The sequence below is a fragment of the Dietzia papillomatosis NBRC 105045 genome, assembly GCF_001570845.1.
Classification (GTDB): domain Bacteria; phylum Actinomycetota; class Actinomycetes; order Mycobacteriales; family Mycobacteriaceae; genus Dietzia; species Dietzia cinnamea.
The window spans coordinates 35,549-55,192 of sequence record NZ_BCSL01000024.1 but is presented as its reverse complement, the minus strand read 5'-3'; the positions used below and the strand labels follow the sequence as shown (position 1 = coordinate 55,192).

The 19,644-nt window shown below is 70.0% G+C and carries 19 protein-coding genes; 8 read left to right on the top strand and 11 right to left on the bottom strand.

Annotated features, from left to right (window positions below; translation table 11 throughout):
* From DPA01S_RS10100 to dmpG, 3 genes are all read left to right on the top strand, one after another.
* Positions 1-1,139 (top strand): HNH endonuclease signature motif containing protein (locus tag DPA01S_RS10100; RefSeq protein ID WP_061916020.1); only part of this gene is annotated, 1,139 nt, incomplete at its 5' end.
* An 83-nt stretch (positions 1,140-1,222) separates the two neighbouring features.
* Positions 1,223-2,140, top strand: coding sequence for an acetaldehyde dehydrogenase (acetylating) (locus DPA01S_RS10095; protein ID WP_061916017.1), 918 nt, complete (start codon positions 1,223-1,225; stop codon positions 2,138-2,140).
* Between the two features lie 5 nt (positions 2,141-2,145).
* On the top strand, positions 2,146-3,210 hold the full coding sequence (gene dmpG, locus DPA01S_RS10090) for a 4-hydroxy-2-oxovalerate aldolase (protein ID WP_061916013.1): 1,065 nt from the start codon (positions 2,146-2,148) through the stop codon (positions 3,208-3,210).
* Between the two features lie 56 nt (positions 3,211-3,266).
* Here the strand turns inward: dmpG and DPA01S_RS10085 are convergent, their stop codons facing one another.
* The 4 genes from DPA01S_RS10085 to DPA01S_RS10070 form a co-directional block, all read right to left on the bottom strand.
* Positions 3,267-3,686 (bottom strand): NADPH-dependent FMN reductase family protein, encoded by a 420-nt coding sequence (locus DPA01S_RS10085; RefSeq protein WP_061227426.1) that lies wholly within the window; start codon positions 3,684-3,686, stop codon positions 3,267-3,269.
* Positions 3,687-3,710: 24 nt separating this feature from the next.
* The gene (locus tag DPA01S_RS10080) at positions 3,711-4,772 is read right to left on the bottom strand and encodes a ferredoxin--NADP reductase (protein ID WP_061916010.1); all 1,062 of its coding nucleotides are present in this window, start codon (positions 4,770-4,772) and stop codon (positions 3,711-3,713) included.
* 118 nt (positions 4,773-4,890) lie between these two features.
* Positions 4,891-5,286, bottom strand: coding sequence for a hypothetical protein (locus tag DPA01S_RS10075; RefSeq protein WP_007627940.1), 396 nt, complete (start codon positions 5,284-5,286; stop codon positions 4,891-4,893).
* Entirely contained in the window at positions 5,286-6,509 is a 1,224-nt protein-coding gene (locus tag DPA01S_RS10070; protein WP_061916007.1) for a 3-ketosteroid-9-alpha-monooxygenase, oxygenase component, read from the bottom strand. The genes DPA01S_RS10075 and DPA01S_RS10070 overlap by 1 nt, the downstream gene beginning before the upstream one ends.
* Positions 6,510-6,699: 190 nt before the next feature.
* Here DPA01S_RS10070 and hsaA point away from each other — a divergent pair, with 190 nt between their 5' ends.
* The 5 genes from hsaA to DPA01S_RS10045 all read left to right on the top strand — a co-directional run bounded on the left by hsaA (position 6,700) and on the right by DPA01S_RS10045 (position 11,861).
* Positions 6,700-7,875 (top strand): 3-hydroxy-9,10-secoandrosta-1,3,5(10)-triene-9,17-dione monooxygenase oxygenase subunit, encoded by a 1,176-nt coding sequence (gene hsaA, locus DPA01S_RS10065; RefSeq protein ID WP_061916004.1) that lies wholly within the window; start codon positions 6,700-6,702, stop codon positions 7,873-7,875.
* Between the two features lie 33 nt (positions 7,876-7,908).
* Positions 7,909-8,811, top strand: a complete 903-nt coding sequence (gene hsaC, locus DPA01S_RS10060; protein WP_061916000.1) for an iron-dependent extradiol dioxygenase HsaC — start codon at positions 7,909-7,911, stop codon at positions 8,809-8,811.
* A gap of 88 nt (positions 8,812-8,899) precedes the next feature.
* Entirely contained in the window at positions 8,900-9,484 is a 585-nt protein-coding gene (hsaB, locus tag DPA01S_RS10055; RefSeq protein ID WP_061915997.1) for a 3-hydroxy-9,10-secoandrosta-1,3,5(10)-triene-9,17-dione monooxygenase reductase subunit, read from the top strand.
* Entirely contained in the window at positions 9,481-10,665 is a 1,185-nt protein-coding gene (locus DPA01S_RS10050; protein ID WP_084374748.1) for a hypothetical protein, read from the top strand. The genes hsaB and DPA01S_RS10050 overlap by 4 nt, the downstream gene beginning before the upstream one ends.
* Before the next feature lie 14 nt (positions 10,666-10,679).
* Complete coding sequence (locus tag DPA01S_RS10045) at positions 10,680-11,861, top strand: sulfotransferase family protein (RefSeq protein ID WP_061915989.1); 1,182 nt, start codon at positions 10,680-10,682, stop codon at positions 11,859-11,861.
* 3 nt (positions 11,862-11,864) lie between these two features.
* Here the strand turns inward: DPA01S_RS10045 and DPA01S_RS10040 are convergent, their stop codons facing one another.
* The 7 genes from DPA01S_RS10040 to DPA01S_RS10010 all read right to left on the bottom strand — a co-directional run bounded on the left by DPA01S_RS10040 (position 11,865) and on the right by DPA01S_RS10010 (position 19,562).
* The gene (locus DPA01S_RS10040; protein WP_061915986.1) at positions 11,865-12,686 is read right to left on the bottom strand and encodes an inositol monophosphatase family protein; all 822 of its coding nucleotides are present in this window, start codon (positions 12,684-12,686) and stop codon (positions 11,865-11,867) included.
* Positions 12,687-12,709: 23 nt separating this feature from the next.
* A complete protein-coding gene (locus tag DPA01S_RS10035; protein ID WP_061915983.1) occupies positions 12,710-13,876 on the bottom strand; it encodes an acyl-CoA dehydrogenase family protein in 1,167 nt (388 codons plus the stop codon).
* On the bottom strand, positions 13,873-14,895 hold the full coding sequence (locus tag DPA01S_RS10030) for an acyl-CoA dehydrogenase family protein (RefSeq protein ID WP_061915979.1): 1,023 nt from the start codon (positions 14,893-14,895) through the stop codon (positions 13,873-13,875). The genes DPA01S_RS10035 and DPA01S_RS10030 overlap by 4 nt, the downstream gene beginning before the upstream one ends.
* Before the next feature lie 19 nt (positions 14,896-14,914).
* Entirely contained in the window at positions 14,915-16,084 is a 1,170-nt protein-coding gene (locus DPA01S_RS10025; RefSeq protein ID WP_061915976.1) for an acyl-CoA dehydrogenase family protein, read from the bottom strand.
* A 4-nt stretch (positions 16,085-16,088) separates the two neighbouring features.
* Positions 16,089-17,039 carry an enoyl-CoA hydratase gene (locus DPA01S_RS10020; RefSeq protein ID WP_061915973.1) on the bottom strand — a complete coding sequence of 317 codons (951 nt, stop codon included), beginning with the start codon at positions 17,037-17,039 and terminating at the stop codon, positions 16,089-16,091.
* A 79-nt stretch (positions 17,040-17,118) separates the two neighbouring features.
* On the bottom strand, positions 17,119-17,928 hold the full coding sequence (locus DPA01S_RS10015; protein WP_061915969.1) for an SDR family NAD(P)-dependent oxidoreductase: 810 nt from the start codon (positions 17,926-17,928) through the stop codon (positions 17,119-17,121).
* Complete coding sequence (locus tag DPA01S_RS10010; protein ID WP_061915965.1) at positions 17,925-19,562, bottom strand: FadD3 family acyl-CoA ligase; 1,638 nt, start codon at positions 19,560-19,562, stop codon at positions 17,925-17,927. The genes DPA01S_RS10015 and DPA01S_RS10010 overlap by 4 nt, the downstream gene beginning before the upstream one ends.
* Positions 19,563-19,644 lie beyond the last annotated feature (82 nt).

Here is a 19,644-nt window from a genome sequence, read left to right as displayed (position 1 = left end):
CCATCGATATCGCCTGCAAGTTGGCTGCAGTGCCCGACTCGATCCTCTCCGACGTGGAAGACGAGTTGATAGCCGGGCTCACCGGAGACCTGGGGGGCGGGGACCGGCCGAGCCGCACCGAGGTGGACTCGCGGATCGACGAGCTCGTCGGCCGGTTCGACCCCGCAGGGGCGGAGGAGGCGGAGGCCGAGGCTCTCGCTACCCGCATGGTGCGGTTTCGGACCGGCCGCAACGGTATGGCCGACCTCGTGGCGAAACTGCCCCCGGCGGAGGCTGAGTTGCTGCGCGGGCGCATCGAGGCCGAGGCCCGCGCCGCGTCGGCGGACGGCGTTCCCGGGACGCTGGACCAGCTTCGCGCAGACGCCCTCGCGTCGCTGGCTGTGTACCCGAACAACGGCGATTCGAGCTGCGCGAGTGGCGGTGACGCGGTCAGCGGTGAAGCCGCGGGCGAAGAAGCGATCGAGCTAGGCGATGTCCGAGCGGGCGCGGACCTGCCGCGGCCGTCGCTCGGTAACGCCGCGAACGCCGGGCAGGCGATCCGGATCAGCGTGATCGCCTCGGCCGCGCAGGGGCTCCCCAACCGGGTCGAGTTCGTCCACGGCGCGTACAGCAGCTACAACTGGCTCTGCCAGCAGCTCCTGGAGGGCGACGACGCCAGCGTGCGCTTCGAGCTGATCGACCCCGCGCCCGGCGCCGTCGACTCGCCGGACCACGCACTGCGATACCTGATCAGCCCGGCCATGGCGGAGCGGATCCGCCTCCGGGACGGTACGTGCCGGCACCCGGGGTGTTCGGTGCCGGCGAAGGACTGCGACGTGGATCATGTGATCGCGTTCAACAAGCGCGATCCGGAACTCGGTGGCCCGACCCTCGAATGGAACCTCGTGTGCCTCTGCCGCAAGCACCACCGCGAGAAGACGTTCGGTACCAACGCCTACCGTCCCGGCCCGCTCGGTGAGCTGATCATCCTCACAGAGACCGGTCACCGGCACCGCACCAGACCACGGGGCCCGTTGGCCCGCGCCCGCGACGGTATTCGGGAACGGGCGTGGGAGGACTACGCCGACCGGCTGATCTCCGCGGACGGGTACATCACCAACCCGCCGGGGACGGAGCGGTCCCGCGGGCGACCCGCCTAGCGAGCGCCACCGGACCAGGTCGTTGTGCCGTTGAGTGGCACAGCTGTTTGTGGCGTGCGTTCCCCGCGCGCGACACTGCTCTCATGACAGAGAAGGCCAAGCTCACAGCAGCGATCGTGGGGTCCGGCAACATCGGCACCGACCTGATGTACAAGCTCGAGCGCAGTGAGTACATCGAGCCCAAATGGATGATCGGCATCGACGCCGAATCCGAGGGTATGAAGCGCGCCGCCGAACACGGCCTCGTCTGCATGGCCGGCGGCGCTGACGAACTGCTCGCCTCCATCGAGGCCGGCGGCGAGAAGCCCGACCTCCTCTTCGAGGCCACCAGCGCATACGTGCACAAGGACTACGCGCCCAAGTACGAGGCCGCCGGCATCGTCGCCATCGACCTGACGCCCGCGGCCGTCGGTCCCATGGTGATCCCACCCGCCAACCTCCGCGAGCACCTCGGCGCGCCCAACACCAACATGGTCACGTGCGGCGGCCAGGCCACCATCCCGATGGTCCACGCCGTCTCCTCGGTCGTCCCCGTCGACTACGCGGAGATCGTCGCCTCGGTGTCCAGTGCGTCCGCTGGCCCCGGCACCCGCGCCAACATCGACGAGTTCACGCAGACCACCAAGCTGGCCATCGAGAAGGTCGGCGGCGCCAAGCAGGGCAAGGCGATCATCATCCTCAACCCGGCCGAGCCGCCCATGATCATGCGCGACACGATCTTCTGCTCGATCCCTGAGGACGCCGACCACGACCTCATCACCACCGCCATCCGCAAGCGCGAGAAGGAGATCCAGGAATACGTGCCGGGCTACCGGCTGCTCCAGGAGCCGCAGTTCGACCCGCCCACCGAGATCACCGGCGGCATGGCCCGCGTGGCGATCTTCGCCGAGGTCGAAGGCGCGGGGGATTTCCTGCCGCCCTACGCCGGCAACCTCGACATCATGACCGCCGCCGCCGCGAAGGTCGGCGAAGAGATCGCCAAGAGCAAGCTCGGAGTGTGACAGACATGGGCAAGACCAACCCCCACAACGCCGACGCACGGGCGTACAGCTCCGAGCTCGACATCCGCATCACCGACTCGTCGCTGCGGGACGGCTCCCACCACAAGCGGCACCAGTTCTCGGTCGAGGACGTCCGCAACGTCGTCGGCGCCCTCGACGGCGCGGGAGTCCCCGTCATCGAGGTCACCCACGGTGACGGGCTCGGCGGCGCGTCGTTCAACTACGGCTTCGCCAAGTCCTACGACCAGGATCTCATCAAGGCCGCGGCAGAGACCGCCAAACAGGCCAAGATCGCGTTCCTCACGCTGCCCGGCCTGGGTATCAAGGACGACATTCTCGCCGCGCGCGACAACGGCGGCTCCATCTGCCGCGTCGCCACCCACTGCACCGAGGCCGACGTCTCGATCCAGCACTTCGGCTACGCACGCGAGCTCGGTCTGGAGACCGTCGGCTTCCTCATGATGAGCCACACCCAGCCGCCGGAGGCGCTCGCCAAGCAGGCGCGCATCATGACCGACGCCGGCTGCCAGTGCGTCTACATCGTCGACTCGGCCGGCGCGCTGGTAATGGACCAGGTCTCCGACCGTGTCTCCGCGCTCGTCGCGGAGCTCGGTGACGACGCCCAGGTGGGCTTCCACGGCCACGAGAATCTCGACATCGGCGTGGGCAACTCGATCATGGCCATCCGCGCGGGTGCGCAACAGATCGACGGTTCAACCCGCCGCTTCGGCGCGGGCGCGGGCAACACGCCTGTCGAGGCGCTCGTCGGGTGCTGCGACAAGCTCGACATCCGCACCGGCATCGACTTCTTCAAGATCGCCGACGCGGCCGAGGACGTCGTCCGTCCGCTCATGCCCACCGAGTGCGTCGTCGACCGCCAGGCCATGATGCTCGGCTACGCGGGCTGCTACTCGTCGTTCCTCAAGCACGCCGAGGGGCACGCGCAGCGCTACAACGTGCCCGCGTCGGAGATCCTGCTCCGCGCCGGCGAGCGTCGTCTGGTCGGCGGTCAGGAGGACCAGCTCATCGACATCGCGTTGGAGATCCAGAAGGAACTGGCGAACGCCTGATCCTCACCCCGCCCGCCGCAGTCGCGCACCCGGGGCGGGGCGGGGCGTCGTGGCTGTCACGGGTCGACCCTGACCCCGCCGAGTGCCCAGGTCACGACCGGCTCGAGGGTCGCCGCGTCGACCAGTTGGAGGCGGCGGGAGTGCAGTAGCAGCTGCGCGGCGGGAGCCTCGGGCGTCCTGCGGAGTTCGCGGCGCAGGGCGGCCAGGTCACCGCGCCCGGGGTCGTCGGCGGGGGAGAGTCCGACGACGACGAGGGCTGCGCGCCCGGGAGCGGAGCGGATCGCCCGGATGATCCGACGTCGCCCGAGGATGCGGGTCGCGTTGACAGGTGCGAGCACGATCAAGGGGTCGGCGTCGTGGGCGGTGGTCAGCGTCGACAGTTCGACGGCGGGCGTGCTGAGCTGCTCCGCTAGGGCGACGGCGTAGCGGCGCGTGGAACCGTACTTCGAGGTGAAGGCGACGAGCGGGGAGTTCACGCTCCCCAGTCTGTCACCGTGGACTTACTCGGAGTAGGAAACCTCGACGCGGTCGGTCTTGGGCAGGAGCTGACAGCTCAGGACGTAACCCTCCTCGACCTCCTCGGGGTCGAGGATCCCGTTGTGGATCATCTCGACCTCTCCGGACTTGAGGATGCAGGCGCACGCGGAGCACTCGCCCTTGCGGCAGGAGAACGGCGCCTTGATGCCCTTGGAGAGCAGGACGTCGAGGAGGGGGGTCTGACGTGGCCAGGGCACCTCGTGCACCTCGTCGTCGAGCTCGACGATCGCGGTGGCCGGGCCGGCCCCGTCCTCGCCGGGGGAGTCGTCGATGACGATCTCCGCGAACGGGTCGCCCTCGATGGAGGAGAACACCTCGGTGTGGATGAGGTGCATGTCGGCGCCGGAGCGGCGCAGGCCGTTCTTGACGGTCTCCATGAACGGCGCGGGGCCACAGATGTAGGAGTGGCGCTTGGCGGCGACCGGCTGGAGGAGGTTGCCGATCATCTCGGCGGTGGGGATGCCGGAGACGGACTCGAGCCAGTGGACGACCGTGAGGCGGTCGGGGTTGTTGCGCTGCAGGTCCTGTAGCTCGTCCTTGAAGATGACCGACTTCTCGTCACGGTTCGCGTACACCATGACGATGTGGCCGGTGCCCTGCGCGAGCGCGGACTTGAGGATCGACATGACCGGGGTGACGCCCGACCCGGCGGACAGGAGGATGAAGTCCTGGTCGAGGTTCTTGGGGGTGAAGATGCCGGACGGCGCGAGCACGTGCATGCTCATGCCGGCCTCGGCGTTGTCACACAGCCAGTTGGAACCGTAGCCGTCGATCGTGCGCTTGACGGTCACCTTGAGCCGGGCGTCCTCGGTGGGGGAGCTCGACAGGGAGTAGCAGCGCGCGACCGAGCCGGTCTGCTCGCTCGGGATGCGCAAGGTGAGGAACTGCCCCGGGGTGTACCTGAAGTCGTCCTCGCAGCCGGCGGGGATGTCGAAGACGATCGACTTGGCGTCGGCGGTCTCCTCGATCACGTCCGCGATCGTGAGTTCGCGGACGAAGGAGCCGAGCTGTGGGGTGTCGGTCATGGATGCGGAGCCTATCGCTTTGATACGCGGGGACGGGTGGTCGCAGGGCACTATGGCAGACGGCGGCGACCTCCTCCGAGCGTTTCTCACTCAGTGGAAGTCGCCTGCCGTCAGGGTGTTACTCGGGTACGAACAGCGGGTTGACCATGTGTTCGTCGTCGGCCGGGTCCACGCCCTCGGAGATGGTCAACAGACCCTCCGCGTAGGCGTAGCGGATGCTCGCGAGCATCCGGGGGCAGGTGTCCTCGCCCTCGGGCCGTTCGCCACCCGCGCGCCAGTCGGTGAGCACGGGGCACTTGCGGTCGCTGCCCTCGGTCCACTGGATGGACGTGTGCTTTTCGCTGTTCTTGCGAACCGAGACGCACGTCCCGCAGCTACGACACTCGACGGGCTGGAAGCCCGCGCGGGTGTACGTCTCGCGGTCGAGGTCGGTGTACGAGTGGAGTCGCGCGGCGCGCGCCGGGTCGGTGTCGTCCCAGGTCGGCGCGCGCCGCGAGTCGTTCTTCTTGAACATCAGTGCTGCGACCGGGTGGCGTTGGCCTCGCCGGCGACCTCGGCCATGCCGGTGTACTGGGTCTGCTCGTCGGAGATCTCGGCCTCTCCGGCCTCCTGCTTGCGCATGTTCTCGGCGACCTCCTTCTCCCAGTACTGGTTGGCGGCGGTGGTGTCGACCTCGAACTCGAAGCGCTCGGTCATCTCGGGCGTCACCTTGTCGCGGTCCACGTAGAACTGCTCGTACCAGCGGCGGAGCTGGTAGACGGGACCGTCCTCCTCGCAGAGGAGGGGGTTGGCGATCTGGGACTTGCGCTGCCAGATGCGGACGTCCTGGAGGAAGCCCTCGCCGAAGAAGGTCGCGATCTTGGCGGCCATCTTCTCGGAGGTGGCGTCGTCGAAGCCCTGGGGCTTCTTGACCGAGAGCCCGTACATGAGCACGAACGAGTTCTGGTCGATCGGGTAGTGGCAGTTGATGAGGATGGCCTCGGTCTCGAACCCGCCGTACATCTGCTTGAGCGGGTTGATCATGTAGGCCGGGCCGAAGTAGGAGGCCTCGGACTCCAGCAGCGTGTCCCCGTACTTGCCACCGGACGGGTCGTGATCGGGACGGCCCTTGGTGTTGAGGTACTGGGTGGCCTTCTGGCCCTCGAAGACGTTCTTGAAGTACGTCGGGAAGGCGTAGTGGATGTAGTAGAAGTGCGCCATGTCGACTACGTTGTCGACGATCTCCATGCAGTTGGAGCCCTCGATGACGAGGCGGTTCCACTGCCAGTCGGTCCACTCGCCGGTCTCGTACTCGGGGATCGCGGGGATGGCGTCCTCGGGCTGCGGCGGCTTGCCCTCGTGGTCGTGCCACACGAAGACCTGGCCGGACTGGACGTTGGTGATCCACGAGCGGGTCTTGGCGCGCAGGGGCACGCGCTTGGCGTACGGGATGCCCTTGCACTTGCCGTCGCCACCCCAGCGCCAGTCGTGGAACGGGCAGGCGATGTTGCCGTCCTTGATGGAGCCGTCGGACAGGTCCCCGCCCAGGTGGCGGCAGTAGGCGTCGAGCACGTTGATCTCGCCCTCGTCGTTCGCCCACACCACGAGCTTGGTGCCGAAGGCCTGGATGGAGTGGGGCTTGCCGTCGGTGAACTCCTTGACGGTGCCGATGCAGTGCCATCCGCGCGCGTAACGATCCCGGACCTCGCCGGTGTCGATTTCGCGGACGGCTCCGGGGGCCGAACCGGGTGCGGTCATGATGATCCTCCTGAGGGGCGCGAGCCGTATGAGAACAGGTTATAGAATGAGGTGGCGGGCCACAACCAGGGAGCGTTAGCGCTGGCCCGGGGTGCCAGGGTCTTTCTTCCGGGAGGGGCTGCCTGGTGCGAAACTGTAACGTGTTCTAGTCTAGACCGCATCACCCCCACGCACTGCCAGAGAGGTACACATGAGCGAGTACGCCTCCCACGAGGTCATCGACCGCATCAAGGCCCTGCTGCCCGGCTTCGCCGAGCGCGCGCAGGAGACTGAGGACCTGCGCAAGGTCCACCCGCAGAACATCGCGGAGCTCGACGAGGCCGGCTTCTTCAAGCTCTGCCAGCCGGCCCAGTGGGGCGGGTACGAGGCGGACATGGAGACCTTCTACACCGCCGCCATGACGATCGCGACCGCGTGCCCGTCCACGGGCTGGTGCGCGAGCATCCTCGGCATCCACAACTGGCACCTCGCGCTGTTCCCCCAGCAGGCGCAGGAGGACGTCTGGGGCGAGGACCCGACCGTGCGGATCTCGTCGTCGTACGCCCCGATGGGCGCGGCCAAGAAGACCGCCGACGGGCTGGTGCTCAACGGCAAGTGGTCCTGGTCCTCGGGTAGCGACCACGCCGACTGGGTCTTCGTGGGCGGTCCGGTCCTCGACGAGAACGACAAGATGGTGGACTTCTGCACCTTCCTGGTCGAGAAGTCGCAGTACGAGATCGTCGACGTGTGGCACGTCGTCGGCCTCAAGGGCACCGGGTCCAACGACATCGTGGTCAAGGACGCGCTGATCCCGGAGCACCGTGTCCTGTCCTTCGGCCTCATGGCCGCCACCAAGGCGCCGGGGCTCGAGGTCAACACCAACCCGATCTACAAGATGCCGTGGGGCACCATCCACCCCACCACCATCTCCACGCCCATCGTCGGCATGGCGTTCGGCTGCTACGACGTGCACCGCTCGCACCAGCAGGACCGCGTCCGCGCCGCGTTCGGGACCAAGGCCAAGGACGACCCGTTCGCCAAGGTCCGCCTGGCGGAGGCCGCCGGCGACATCGACGCCGCGTGGCTGCAGCTCATGCGCAACGTGCGCGAGGAGCAGGACCTCATCAAGGCCGGGGACTTCCCGGGCATGGACATCCGCACGCGTGCCCGTCGCGACCAGGTCCGCGCCACGCAGCGCGCGATCGACGCGATCGGTCTGCTGTTCCAGAACTCCGGTGCCCGCGCGCTCGAGGTGAGCTCGCCGATCCAGCGGTTCTGGCGCGACGCCAACGCGGGTAGGGTCCACGCCGCCAACGAGGCGACGAAGGCGTTCATCATGTATGGACAGAACGAGTTCGGCGAGAAGGTCACCGACTCGATGGTCTGATCCGTCGTCGGCGGATCGAGAGGACTGGCAAATATGGCGATCAGCAATTTCGGGTACGTCCGGGTCTTCGCCACGGACATGGACGCCTGGCGGGAGTACGGCACCAAGGTGCTGGGCTTCGTCGTGGGCTCGGGGGAGGACCCCGACGCCCTCTACTTCCGCATGGACGACCACCCCCACCGGTGGATCATCGTCCCCGGCGAGGAGGACAAGCTCTCCGCCATGGGCTGGGAGTGCGCCAACGAGGGCGAGTTCGAGGACGTCAAGCGGCGCCTCGACGCGGCTGGCGTGCCGTGGGAGGACGCGCCGGCCGAGGTCAAGCGTGACCGCAAGGTGCGGGGGCTGATCACCTGCCAGGACCCGGCCGGGTTCACGCTGGAGATCTACCACACCATCGCGCTGCAGCACCGCCGCATCCCGACGCCCTACGGCCACGAGTTCGTGACCGGCGACCAGGGCGCGGGCCACATCGTGCTGTCCACGCCGGACGAGGCCGCCGCGCTCGAGTTCTACCGGGACGTGCTGGGGTTCTCCCTGCGCGACTCGATGAGCCTGCCGCCGGAGATCGTCGGCCGCCCGGCCGACGGCGAGCCGGCGTGGCTGCGGTTCCTCGGGTGCAACCCGCGGCACCACTCGCTCGCGTTCACGCCGTTCCCCAACCCGACCGGCATCATCCACCTCATGGTGGAGGTCGGCACGGCGGACGATGTCGGGCTGGCGCTCGACCGGGCCATGCGCAAGAAGGTCCGGCTGTCGGCCTCGCTCGGTCGGCACGTCAACGACAAGATGCTGAGCTTCTACATGAAGACGCCCGGCGGCTTCGACTGCGAGTACGGGTGCGAGGGCCAGCAGGTGGAGGACGACGAGAAGTGGGTCGCCCGTGAGTCCACGGCCGTGAGCCTGTGGGGTCACGACTTCTCCGTCGGCCGCAAGTAGTTCCCTAGGCTGGGCCCCGTACCCCCGCGGGGCCCGGCTGCCGCCGCGCCCGTCCCGACGATCTTGAGTCCAGGAAGGACCGACCCCCATGAGCAGCACCGACGAACGCCCGGAGGGGCAGTCCTTCAGCAGCCGTGAACTGCGCGACGCGCTGGGCCAGTTCTGCACGGGCATCACCGTCATCACCGCGGTCGAGGACGACAAGCCGGTGGGCTTCGCCTGCCAGTCGTTCTCGGCGTTGTCGCTCGAACCGCCGCTCGTGCTGTTCTGCCCGATGAAGACGTCGGGGTCGTGGAAGGGCATCGAGAAGGCGGGCCGGTTCGCGGTGAACATTCTCTCCGAGGACCAGGAGGACGTCTCCTCGACGTTCGGCCGCCGCGGGGACGACAAGTTCGCCGAGATCGACTGGGGACCGAGCCCACTCGGTTCGCCGGTGATCAAGGGCGTCATGGCGTGGTTGGACTGCGAGATCGACCAGGTCCTCGACGGCGGGGACCACTGGATCGTGCTTGGTCGGGTCGACAACCTCGGCCCGACCAAGCGGGACATCCGCCCGCTGCTGTTCTACCGCGGCGCCTACCTCAGCATCGAGGAAGACGTCGTGGATCCGACGCCCGAGCAGGAGGAGTTGGCCAACTTCATCACCTCTGCCGACAGTTACACCTGGCTGTGAGCGGGGTGACCGGGCCGCTGGCGAAGGCGCTGGCGGAGGCGGAGGAGGTCATCAGGTCGGCGCCGCACGTGCGCACCGACGAGGACGTGGCCGAGGGACTCGAGTACCTGCTCGGGACGATCCGCGGGGCGATAGAAACGGGCCAGCACCGCGGACGCACGCACCCGCAGCTGTTCGAGGCGACGGGGCCGTACACCAAGATGGGACTGGATAACCCGGACACGCTGTACTACTACGCCAACCTCGCCGACGGCGCGGAGTACGCCATCGAAGGCCGCCGTGGCACCACGGCGGACCTGTCGTTCCAGGTCATGGCCGGGACGTATTCGGCCGACGAGCGCGCCGCGTCGCACGCGGCGTTCGACGACCGTGCCTTGGAGATCGACGCCGACGGCCGGTATCGCTTCCGATTGGGACCGGCGAGGTACGACGACGACGAGGGCGACGCCGGCTACGTGGTGCTCCACCCGGGATCGTCCATGATCGCGGTCCGCGAGGTGTACTCCGACTGGAGCCGTGAGGAGGCCGGGTCGGCGATCATCCGCAGACTCGACACGGTCGGCACCGCGCCGGAACCCGTCTCGCTCGCGGGGCAGGAGAAGTTCTACGCCAAGCTCGCCGAGGCGCTCGTCGGGCGGCTGCGGACGTGGCTGGCCTTCCCCGGTTGGTTCTTCGGCGAGCAGCCGCGCAATACTCTCAACGTGCCCCGGCAGACCCCGGGGGGGCTCACCACCCAGTTCTCGTCCGCCGGGATCTTCGAGCTCGGCCCGGACGAGGCGATCGTCATCTCGGTGCCCGATGCCGGCGTGCCCTACCAGGGCTTCCAGCTGGGCAGTATGTGGTACGCCTCGCTGGAATACGTGCACCAACAGACGAGTCTCACCGCGGACCAGGCGCAGGTCACCTCCGACGGGCTCATCCACCTTGTGGTGTCCGAGCGCGATCCCGGGCTGGCCAACTGGGTCGAGACGCTCGGCCGCCGCGAGGGCATCATGCAGTTCCGGTGGCAGCGGACCGACGGGCCCATCGGCCCGGAGCTCGGCCCGACGGTGAAGGTCGTGCCGTTCGACCGGGTGCCGGACGAGGTCCCGTGCCACGACGAGCTGAGGGTGACCGGGGAGCAGTGGCGCGAGCGGATCGCCGCGCGTCAGGACGCCTTCGCCCGGCGCGGATTGTCGTGAGATCGGGGACTGTCGTGAGCGATGAAGACCGGGTGAACGTCGGCACGGTCGAGGACCTGCACGCCAGCGCCTCGCGCACCGTGGGTCTCGAGGACTTCGGCGACGGCGAGGACCGCCACCGGGAGGCTCTGGGCGTTCTGCTCGACTCCCTGCACTCGGACGCGGGGCTGACCCCAGCCGGGAGCAAGTACTGGCGCTCCGTGCTCAAGGGAGCGCTGACCGCGAGGCTCCTGTCGACGTCGGCCCTCGCGTCCGACCCCGCGGGAGCGGAGGTGGCGATCGAGCGGCCCGTCGTCGTCACCGGGTTGCCCCGCACCGGCACCACGGCGTTGCACCGGCTCCTGGGAGCCGACCCGGCCAACCAGGGGCTCGAGCTGTGGTTGACCGAGGTCCCGCAGCCACGGCCCCCGCGCGAGACGTGGGAGGACGACCCCGCCTACGTCGGCCTGCGCGACCTGTACTCCGGATTCATGGCCGAGAACCCCGACTACGGTGGTGTGCACTACCTCTCCGCCGACGACCTCGAGGAGTGCTGGCAGCTGCTGCGGCAGTCGCTGACCTCGGTGTCGTACGAATGCCTGGCGCGGCTCGACGGCTACTCGCAGTGGCTGACCGGCGTCGACTGGGTGCCCGCGTACCGCCGGCACGAGCGCAACCTGCAGCTCATCGGGGGAGACGACCCCGACCGGCGCTGGGTGCTCAAGAACCCCAGTCACCTGTTCGCGCTCGACGCGCTGCTCGAGGTGTACCCCGACGCGGTGGTGGTGCAGACGCACCGCGACCCGCGGAAGTCGATGGCGTCGATGTGCTCGCTCGCGCACCGGACGGCCGCCGACTGGTCCACGCGCTTCACCCCGGAGTACATCGGCTCCTCGCAGCTGGACCTGTGGGCACGGGGGGTCGAGACGTTCGACGCCGCGCGTGCCCGCCATGAGGCGGACCCGGCGTCGCGGGCGACGTTCGTCGACGTCGACCACCACGAGTTGCTGGACGACCCCGCCGGCGTGGTCGAGCGTGTATACGCCGCGGCGGGCACGGAACTGTCGGAGGACGTGCGCGCGGCCGTGGTCGCGGAGAACGAGCGCAGCCTCTCCGGGGGCCGGGCGCCTGCTCACCGCTACACCCTGGCCGACTACGGCCTCAGCGAAGAGCGGATCGCCGAGCGCTTCGCCGGCTACCGCGGCCTCGACGCCTGACGCTCAGAGGTACTCGGCGACCGCCTCGATGACGCGGTCGGCGACTTCGCGGGTGCAGACGAGCAGATCGGGGTACTCGATCTGCTCGACGTTGTAGACCAGTTCGCTGCCGTCCAGGGCGCTGGCGTGAAGGCCGCGCTGCTGCACCACTCCGACGGTCGCGGCGGAGTCCCACTGGTGGTGACCGCTGGTGTGGATGTACGCGTCGCACTCGCCCTCGAGCACGGTGGCGGTCTTGCCGCCGCCGGACCCGAGGTGCACAAGAGACGCGTCGAGTTTGGCGGCGAGATCCTCGGCGAACGCGGGCGGCTCGGCCTCGGAGACGGCGATGCGCAGACGGTCGTCATCGCGGGGCGGCACGAGAGGCCCGGGCCGGGGGCCGCGGATGATCGACATCGGCTGGTACGTGGTGGCGCCGCGTCCGGTGAGGACCCTGCCGTAGGCGGGCATGGCGATCGCGCAGGCGGTGATCCCGCCGACGCCATCGGGGCCGGACTCCCACAGCGCGACGTGCACGGCCCAGTCGGGGCGCCCCTCGGTCACGTAGGAGCGCACCCCGTCGAGGGGGTCGACGAACCACACCCGGTCGGCCTCCAGCCGGGCGCGGGAGTCGGGGTTCCACTCGCCGTACACGAGGTCATCGGGCCGCGCGACCGCGAGGCGGTCGAGGATGACGGACCGGGCCTCGCCCTCGGCGAACTCGCCCAGATCTTCGGGCGCCACCCTGGAGACCCGGAGGTCGGTGAGCAGGCGTCCGGCCTGGGCCGCGAGGTCCTCGGCCGACCGCTGGTCATTGGTCCGTCCATGCGCGGGGAAGGGGGTCATGCGGCCGATTCTAGAGGCCCCGCCTACATGCCCGCCGCCACCTCGAGCGCGGAGAGGAGCTCGTGGGGCTGCCCGAGCAGCTGCGCCGTGCCGTGCGCCCGCTTGAAGTACAGGTGCGCGTCGTACTCCCAGGTGATGCCGACGCCACCGTGGAGCTGGATCGACTCCCCGGAGATCCACTGCAGTGCCTCCGAGCAGTAGACCTTGGCGGCGGCCGCCTCGATCTCCGCGGCGAAGGCGGCCTCGTCGGCGTCGGGTCCGTCGCCGAGGGCCTGGAACTGCGCCACCAGCGCGGCGGCGGAGTAGGACAGCGAGCGGGCGGTCTCGACTTTGACGTACATGTCGGCCATGCGGTGCTTGAGCGCCTGGAACGAGCCGATGACCCGGCCGAACTGCTTGCGCTCCTGCGTGTACCGCACGGTCGAGTCCAGCACGGCGCGCGCGGCGCCGACCTGCTCGGCGGAGATCGCCGCCCACGCCGCCGCGCGCAGGCGCGACAGGAAGCTCGGCCGGGTCGCGATCGCGGTCGCGCTGGCGCCGTCGAACTCCACGCGTGACAGGGTGCGGGTGGGGTCCATGACCGGTACGCGGGTGATGGTGACCCCGTCGGCGTCGGCGGGCAGCTCGAACAGCCCCACGGTGTCGCCCGCGACGGCCACGACCAGCAGCGTCGCGGTGGTGTCGGCGCCGAGCACGTGGTGGGCGGTGCCGGACAGCGTCGCACTCGCAGCCTCGGGGCCACCGTCCGCGCGGACGCCCGGGGTCGCCCAGCCGCCACGGTCGGCCCAGCACAGCGCGGCGAGTTCGCCGGCGGCGATGCCGGGGAGCAGGCGCGCGCACGCGGCCTCGTCGCCGGAGGCCAGGACGGCCTGGGCGGCGAGGACCGCGGAGCCGAGCATCGGCGACGGCGTGAGCCGGCGGCCCAGCTCCTCGCACACGAGGTGCGTCTCGACCCAGGTCGCCCCGGCCCCGTCGAAGTCCTCGGGGACGGACAGGGCGGCGGCGCCGATCTGGTCGACCAGCGTCGACCAGAGGGCGGGGTCGTACCCCTTGGCGGAGGCGAACGCCGCGCGGACCGCCGCGGAGTCGGACTTCTTCTCGAGCAGCGCGGCGACCGACTGCCGCAGCGCGGCCTGCTCCTCGGTGTCGACGCCGGGGGATGCGGTCGCCGGGGAGGCGGGGGCGCTCATCGGGCCGCCCCCGCGGCGTCGGTGGTCGCGGAGCCGGCGCGCAGCGAGCCCAGGACCCTGCCGCGGTGGTAGCTCTGCGTGCCCCACGCGGTCTGCAGGGCGCGGGTCTTTGTCAGCCACAGGCCGAGGTCGTGCTCGAGCGTGTAGCCGATCGCGCCGTGGACCTGCAGAGCGGTGCGCGCGGACAGGTAGGCGGCGTCGGCCACGGCCACGCGGGCGGCGGAGACGTCGCGGACCGCGGCGTCGGGGTCGCCGGGGTTCTCGGCGATCGCCAGCGCGCCGGCCCACAGCAGCGGGCGGGCCATCTCGAGCGCGATCGCCACCTCGGCGAGCTGGTGCTTGAGCGCCTGGTACTCGCCGATGAGCTTGCCGTACTGCTTGCGCTGCTTGGCGTAGTCGACGCTCATCGTGAGCATGGCCTGGCCGAGCCCCTGGAGCTGGGCCGCGGTGCCGAGGGCCCCGTGGTTGATGAGGTCCGTCGTGCTCACCGCCGCCGCGCGGGCCCCGGCGGTCGGCGCGGCCACCGTGCGGGCCCGGTCGACCGAGCGACGGGTCTCGCCGGCCTCGGCCGTGAACACCTCGTCGTCGGACACCGCCCACAGGTACTGCGCGACGTGGGGGTCCGGCGCGAACGGCGACACCCCGGGCGCGGCGACGGAGGCCAGCGCACCGCCGGCGATCTCACCGGCGACGTCCCCCGCGTCGGAGTCGCCGCCGAGGGCGGCGGCGATGCGCGGCGCCACCATGACGGTCTCCACGACGGGACCCGGCACCGCGTGGCGGCCCAGGATCTCGAGCGCGGCCACGGCCTCGACCGCGGTGGCCCCGGCGCCGCCGGCGGCCTCGTCGATGAGCAGTGCGGCGGCGCCCGTCTCGGCGACGCGGCCCCACACAGCCGCGCCGGGGGCGGTGTCACCGGCGGCCCACGAGCGGATCACCGCGGGCATGTCCGACTTGGCCAGCAGTGAGTCGATGCTGCCGGCGAAGTCGATGATCTCGGGATCGGGTGCGAACTGCATGATGTGTGAAACCGCCTTCTCAGCCGCGCGGGAGGCCGAGGAGTCGCTCGGCGATGATGTTCTTCTGGACCTCGTTGGTGCCCGCGTAGATGGGGCCGGCGAGAGCGAACAGGTAGCCGTCCATCCACTGCTCGCCGGCGAGCTCGCCGGTGGTGTCCAGGACGTCCAGGGCGGTCTCGTGGGTCGCGATGTCCCAGTTCGACCAGAAGACCTTGTTGATCGAGGACTCGAAGCCGAGGTTGGCACCGCCCGTGAGCTTGGTGACGGTGTTCCACGTGCTCAGCTCATAGGCGCGGGAGCCGATCCACGCGTCCACCACGCGGTCCGCCAGGGCGCCGCGGGTGCGCTCGTCCAGCTCGGTCTCGGCGTCGGACCACAGCTCCAGCAGCCGGTCCGTGGTGGCCAGGAAGCGGCCGGGGGAGCGTAGGGACAGGCCGCGCTCGTTGTTGGCGGTGGACATGGCCACCTTCCAGCCCTGGTTGACCTCGCCGATCACGCCCGACTCGGCGGGGTTCGCCGGGTCGTCGGGCACGAAGACGTCCTCGAGGAACAGTTCGGCGAACCCGGGCAGTCCGTCCAATTGGTCGATGGGGCGCACGGTGACGCCCTCGGCGCGCAGGTCGAACATGAAGTACGTCAGGCCCTTGTGGCGGGGCTCGTCCGGGTCGGTGCGGAACAGTCCGAAGCCCTTGTCGGCGAAGGAGGCACGGGTCGACCACACCTTCTGGCCGTTGAGGATCCAGCCGCCGTCGACCTTCTTCGCGGTCGAGCGCAGCGAGGCCAGGTCGGAGCCGGCTTCGGGCTCTGACCACGCCTGCGCCCAGATGTCGTCGGCGCGGGCCATGCGCGGCATGATGTGCGCGAGCTGCTCGGGGGAGGCGTGGTCGAACAGGGTGGGGGCCAGCAGGAAGATGCCGTTCTGGCTCACGCGCAGCGGCGCGCCGGCGCGGAAGTACTCCTCCTCGAAGACGACCCAGTTGACCAGGCCGCAGTCGCGTCCGCCGAACTCCTCGGGCCACGAGACGACCGACATGCGGGCGTCGGCCATCGTCCGCTCCCACTCGCGGTGGGCCTCGAAGCCCTCGCGGGTGTCCATGTGCGGCAGCGGCTCGGACGGCACGTTCCCGGCCAGCCACTGCCGGACCTCGAGGCGGAACTCCTGCGTCGAGGCGTCCAGATCCAGATCCACGGTGTCAGCCTTCCTTCTTCTCGCCGGACGGCGCGGGTTCACCGGTCGAACCGGTGTTGGCGCTGTCGCGCATCGAGCGGGCGTCCATCCCACCCAGCGAGGCGGAGAACGAGTCGGTGTCGTCGGGCTCGGCGTTGGCCGAGTGGGCGAACATGTGCCAGCCGAACGCCGTGTCCAGCGAGGTCTGCAGACCCATCTGGTCCTCGTTCGAGTTGATGACCTTCTTGGCGAGCGTCAGCCCGAACGCCGGCATGGTCTTGATCTCCTCCGAGATCGAGTCGACCTTGGCCTGCAGCTCGTCGCGGGGCACGACGTGGTTGAGCATCCCCCACTCGAGCGCCTCGGCCGCGCCGAACCTGCGACCGGTGTAGAGGATCTCCTTCGCGCGGCGCGGGCCGAGCACGAACGCGTGAGCGAAATACTCGACGCCCGGGATGCCCATCTTCACGACGGGGTCGGAGAAGAACGCGTCGTCGGCGGCCACGATGAAGTCGCAGACCCACGCGAGCATGAGCCCGCCGGCGATGCAGGCGCCGTGCACCTGGGCGATCATCGGCTTGGGGATCTCCCGCCAGCGGCGGCACATCTGGACGTAGACCTCGGTCTCACGCGCCAGGCGCCGGTCGCCGCCGCCGCGGGTGGTGTGGTCCCACCAGATCGCGGCGCGGTTGGCGTACTCGACGTGGTGGTCACGCTCGGGCGTGCCGATGTCGTGACCGGCCGAGAAGTGCATGCCGGCCGCGCGCAGAACGATCACCTTGACCGAGTCGTCCCCCACGGCCTTGATGAACGCGTTGTCCAGGGAGTACGTCATCACCGAGTTCTGCGCGTTGCGGAAATCGGGGCGGTTGAGCGTGACGTACGCGGTGCCGTCGGAGACCTCGTAGGCCACCGGCTGCGTGTCCGGCCCGAGGTCGTCGACCCCGAGGACCGGAGGGATGGGTGCATCGGTCATGACCTGCAACTCTCCTTACCTAGCAAGTGCTTGGTTGGTACTGTACCGGACCGGCGTCCCGCGCCGTAGCCGCCGTCGTTCAGACGCCGTATCCACCGTCCACGTCGAGCTTCTGGCCCGAGATGAACCCCGCGCGGTCCGAGGCCAGGAACGCCACCGCCTCGGCGATGTCGTCGGCCGTGCCGAACCGGCGCAGCGGGATGTTGGCGCGCGTGACCTCCAGTGCCCGCTCGTCGAGGTCACCCGAGGCGATGAGCCGGGACGCCATGCCGTCGGTGAGCATCCCCGGGCCCACGCAGTTCACCCGCACCCCGAAGCGCCCCTCCTCGGCGGCGAGCCCGCGCACGAGCTGTTCGACCGCGCCCTTGGGAGCCGCGGACAGGCCGTCGCGCACGGGGTAGCGGGTGGTGGCGGCGGTGGTGACGACGACGACGTTGCCCCCCACCGCGCGCAGGTGCGGAAGCGCGGAATGCGCGAGGGCGAAGAACGCCCCGGCGTCCTCGTCGAGCTGCCGGCGGAACTCGGCCGGCGCGATCCGCGACAGATGCACCATGGGCACGTGCGGACCGGCGCAATGGGCGAGCACGCGGATCCCGCCGTGCCGGGAGGCGATCCCGTCGATGGCGGCGGCGACCTCGTCGTCGTCACCGTCGTCGCTCGTCCCGCCGCCGCTCGTCCCACCACCAGGGGCGAGGCGGACGCACTCCACGGCCCGCGGCGACCCGTCCGCCAGCTCGGCGGCCAGGTCGGCCGGTTCGGTCGAGCGGTACCCGAGCACCACCGGCGCGTCAGGGAACTCGGCGGCCAGGCGGCGGGCGACGGCCGCGCCGATCCCGCCCGACGCCCCGGTGACCACCACGGCGCCGCGCCGGCCCACCGGGGCGCTCATCGCAGCTCGGTCTTGAGGACCTTGCCCGACGCGTTTCGCGGGAGTGACTCGACGAACTCCACCGTCCGCGGCCGCTTGAAGTTGGCAAGGTGCTCTCTACAGAAGTCCAGCACGTCCTGCTCGGTGAGGGTCGAGCCCTCGCGACGGACGATGAACGCCTTGCCGACCTCGCCCATCCGGTCGTCCGGCACGCCGATCACGGCCGACTCCACCACGCCGTCCAGGCGGGCGAGGGTCTGCTCGATCTCCGCCGGATAGACGTTGAAGCCGCCATTGATGTACATGTCCTTGAGCCGGTCGGTGATGCGCAGGTTGCCGTCGGCGTCGATCTCGCCCACGTCGCCGGTGTGCAGCCACCCGTCCGGGTCGATGGTCTTGGCGGTGTTCTCCGGGTCGTCGAGGTAGCCCTGCATGACCATCTCGCCGCGGGTCAGGATCTCGCCGTGCTCGCCGATGCGGATCTCCATGCCGGGGTAGGCGCGGCCACACGTGGTGGAGACCGTGACATCGTCGTCGCCGGTCCGGGTGGTGGTGATGAAGCCCATCGTCTCGGTCTGTCCGTACGCGGTGATAACCGTCTCCAGGCCCAGGTCGGACTGCATCCGCTCGATGAGCGCCACCGGCACGACCGACGCGCCGGTCACCGCCACGCGGAGCGACGACAGGTCGTAGTCGCCGCGGGCCGGGTCGTCGAGCAGGGTCTGGAAGATCGTCGGCGCACCGGTGAGGATCGTGATCTTCTCGTCTCGGATCAGCCGCATGGTCTCGGTGGTCGAGTAGACCGACAGCGGGACGATGGTCACCCCGAACAGGACGCACGCCAGGAAGCCCGCCTTGTAGCCGAAGCTGTGGAAGAACGGGTTGGCGATGAGGTAGCCGTCCCGGTCCGTCAGCCCGTTGTTTGAGCCCCACGCGCGCGAGCCCGCGACGGTCTGGCGGTGCAGGGCCACGACACCCTTGCTCTTACCGGTGGTGCCTGAGGTGAACAGGATGTCGGCGACGTCGTCGCCCGTCACCGCGTCCGCGCGGGCGTCCGCCCGGGCGAGCAGGTCGTCGGTGGCCAGCGCGCGGAGGTCGTCGAAGTCGAGGACGTCGACGCCCCCGGCGGCGCCCGCGCCCGCGCGGACCGTATCGCCGGCGTCGAGAGGGATGCGGACGATCGTCCGCAGGGTGGTCGCGCCGGCGAGCGGGCCCTCTGCCGCCCCGGTGGTTCGGGCTGCGTCGACGAGGTCGACGATCCGCTCGGAGCCGAGGAACGCCCCCGCGACGACAGCCGCGACCGCGTTGGTGCGCTGGACGATCTCGAGCGTCTCGCTACCGGTGTAGCGGGTGTTGGCCGGGACCATCGTCGCGCCCGCGAACTGGACGCCCAGCGACGCGACCACCCAGTGCCGCGTGTTCGGCGCCCAGATGACGACCCGGGCGCCCGGCTCGACCCCGCGCGCGACGAGCCCCGCGGCGAAACGGCGCACCTCGTCGAGCAGCTGCGACCACGTCCACCGGGTGTGCTGGCCGGGCTGGACGTCGGCGATCGCCTCACGCTCCGGCCACGTCTCGGCGGCCCGGCGCAGGGCGGCGGGAGTGCTCTCAACAGGAGAGGTCTCGACTGGCGTGGTCTCGACGGTGGTGGTCATCGCGGACTCCTCGGTGGGGCTGCGGGTGTGGCGCGGGCAACCCTACCAAGCAAGTGCTTGGTACGGATGCCCGGCACGGACC